This window comes from Henriciella aquimarina (genome assembly GCF_002088975.1).
In the GTDB taxonomy this organism is placed as follows: domain Bacteria; phylum Pseudomonadota; class Alphaproteobacteria; order Caulobacterales; family Hyphomonadaceae; genus Henriciella; species Henriciella aquimarina.
Map to the genome: position 1 here is coordinate 1 of NZ_NCST01000067.1, position 2810 is coordinate 2810.

Annotated in this window: 3 protein-coding genes; 2 read left to right on the forward strand and 1 reads right to left on the reverse strand. The window is 57.7% G+C overall.

Annotation, left to right across the window (positions count from 1 at the left end; translation table 11 throughout):
* Positions 1–81: 81 nt before the first annotated feature.
* Together B8784_RS10820 and B8784_RS10825 are read left to right on the forward strand one after the other, a co-directional pair.
* Positions 82–1235, forward strand: a protein-coding gene (locus B8784_RS10820) for an IS3 family transposase (RefSeq protein WP_456077614.1) whose coding sequence is annotated in 2 segments (ribosomal slippage) — positions 82–334 and positions 334–1235 — 1155 coding nt in all. Because the reading frame shifts where the segments join, the coding sequence is not laid out codon by codon here.
* A gap of 166 nt (positions 1236–1401) precedes the next feature.
* On the forward strand, positions 1402–2136 hold the full coding sequence (locus B8784_RS10825; protein ID WP_084397977.1) for a FadR/GntR family transcriptional regulator: 735 nt from the start codon (positions 1402–1404) through the stop codon (positions 2134–2136).
* Between the two features lie 300 nt (positions 2137–2436).
* Here the strand turns inward: B8784_RS10825 and B8784_RS10830 are convergent.
* A partial coding sequence (locus B8784_RS10830; protein WP_233355963.1) for an integrase core domain-containing protein occupies positions 2437–2810 on the reverse strand: 374 nt, incomplete at its 5' end.

Here is a 2810-nt window from a genome sequence, read left to right on the forward strand (position 1 = left end):
CTGAGCTACCCCCCGAAATTTGGACACTGACATAAGCTACGATTTGCAGTCTGCTGATCTTCAACGACGAGGAGATCAGAGATGTCGAAACGCAAACAGCACGCGCCCGAGTTCAAGGCGAAGGTCGCGCTGGAAGCCCTGAAGGGTGAGGAGACGGCGGCCGAGCTGGCGAGTCGGTTCGGGGTGCATCCGACGATGATCCATCAATGGAAACGCGCTTTGCTCGAGGGTGCCTCCGGCGTGTTCGAACGCGGCGGCCGGAGGAAGCCCGAGATCGACGAGGAGCAGGTGAAGGAACTCCATGCCAAGATCGGGGAGCTGGCGGTGGCCAACTCTTTTTTAGAACGAAAGCTGAAGCCCTGGGGCGGGAAGTGAGGCGCGGGATGATCGAGCCTGACCACCCTGAGCTATCCATCGGGCAACAGTGCAAGCTGCTGTCAATCGCGCGCTCGTCCTTCTACTACACACCTAAAGGCGAGACCGAGCTGAACCTCGGCCTGATGCGGCTAATTGACGAGCAGTTCCTGGAGACGCCGTTCTTCGGTGTCCGCCAGATGACATGGCACCTGCGCAACGACGGGCACCTCGTGAACGAGAAACGTGTCCGGCGGCTGATGCGCCTGATGGGGCTCATGCCGATCTACCAGAAGCCCAACACCAGCAGGCCAGCGAAGGGGCACAAGACCTATCCCTACCTGCTGAGAGGTCTGCGGGTGGATCGTCCGAACCAGGTCTGGTGCTCGGACATCACCTACCTGCCGATGCAGCGCGGGTTCCTCTACCTCGTGGCGATCATGGACTGGCACACTCGAAAGGTCTTGGCTTGGCGCATCTCCAATACGCTGGAAGCCGACTTCTGCGTCGAAGCGCTGAACGAGGCCGTCCACAAGTTCGGCGCGCCCGAGATCATGAATACCGACCAGGGTAGCCAGTTCACGTCCTTCGCGTGGACCGACCGACTGCGCAGGACCGGCGTGCGGATCTCGATGGACGGAAAAGGCCGCTTCCTCGACAACATCTTCATCGAAAGGCTATGGCGAACCCTGAAATACGAGTGCGTCTACCTGCACGCCTGGGAAACAGGATCAGAAACAAAGACGGGCATCCGGAAATGGATGACCTTCTACAACCACAAGCGCCCTCACTCAGCCCTTGGCGGCAGGCCACCAGCGGTGGTTTACTGGCAAAGAAATAATATCAAGCAACCCGATCAGCAGGTGCAACGAGTAGCTTAATCTACGCCAGATCCTGTCCAAACGATGGGGAGTAGCTCAGCCACCAATGAGAAAATCGGGATGTCCCAACCGCGCAGGTGAAGTTCGAAGCTTGCTATTTTCCCGCAGAAGACGTGGACTCCCCCTGCCCTGCCAAGGGTTCCTGATACGTACCAGACAGTGAGCCATGACCGTGCGCCTCTTCGAAGAAGTCTATAACAGCATTCGCCGTGACCTCATTCGCGGAGCACTGAAACCTGGTGACAAGCTGCCCTCCGAGCGGGTCCTGGCGGACAAGCTGGGCGTAGGGCGCCCTGTTGTGCGTGAAGCCCTGCGAGCGCTTGAGAACTCCGGCGTACTGGAGTTTCGAAAAGGCGCGACTGGCGGCGCGTTCATTCGTGACGGAGACGGCCGGGCGGTTTCCCGCACCGTGAATGATCTCGTTTTTCTTGGCAAGCTGTCTTTGGATCAGCTTGCTGAAGCAAGGACGCATCTGCTTAACTTGGCTGTTAAACTCGCCTGCGAGCGTAGCCAGCCAGCCGACGTCGAGGCGCTGGAGGAAAATATTGAAAGGATGCGACTGGCTCTGGAAGATGAGGATGTTGTAAGCTCGATTGACGAGATCATGGCTTTCTACGCACTGCTTGGAACGGCAGCGAAGAATGATGTTCTGACTGTTCTGATTGAATCGCTCTCTGATATCATCTCGCAAATCCTGCTTTCTCTGAGGCCGGACTATCTAAGCGAATTGGTGGCTATGAGACTGGAATTGGTCTGTCACATTAAGAATCGCGACGTCCAAGCCGCAGAAGCCGCAATGAGCGCTCATATGGATGTTCTGCACAATTATGTCATGGAAAGGTCGCTGGGGCTTCATTCGCTCAATCTGGACCCCATCTATCGAGGAATGAAGGGGACATAATTTTTGAAGCCCGAAGCGGACCTCGGACCATACCGTCGCGAAAGCGGCGGAACACACCGCATCATCCTGCAAAACACCAATACAAACAGCGCCATAAGGTCGAGAACATGTTCAGTCGACTAAATGACTGGGGACGCCTAGCGGTCTGCTACGATCGCCGCGCCGACGTTTTCCTGGACATAATCATACTCTCCGCCATCCTTATCTGGTGGCTGCAATAAATCCTGAGCGTAGTTATTGAGCGCCCGATGACTACAACGAACTTCCGGAGAAATGACCCAGCCCCGTGATCCGGGCCGTTCATTCGGAGAGTCTGTTCGCCTTTCTTTCTGTTGTTGATGGCGTGGTCAAGGCCCGGGGAGTGGAGCTTCCCCGCGGCTCAAGCGAGCCGGGCCTTCGGCGGCGCAGCCGCCGTTCGTAGGTTACGGGGCTGAGGCCGCCGAGTGATGTGTGTGGCCGGACCGTGTTGTAGTCTATCCGCCAGGCTTCGATGATGCGCCGGGCGTCACCGAGACTGTCGAAGAGATGCTCGTTCAGGCACTCGTCGCGCAGCCGGCCGTTGAAGCTCTCGACGAAGGCGTTCTGTGTCGGCTTTCCCGGCGCGATGTAGTGCCACTCAATGCCGGCCTCGCGCACCCATTTCAGGATCGCATGACTGGTCAGCTCCGTGCCAT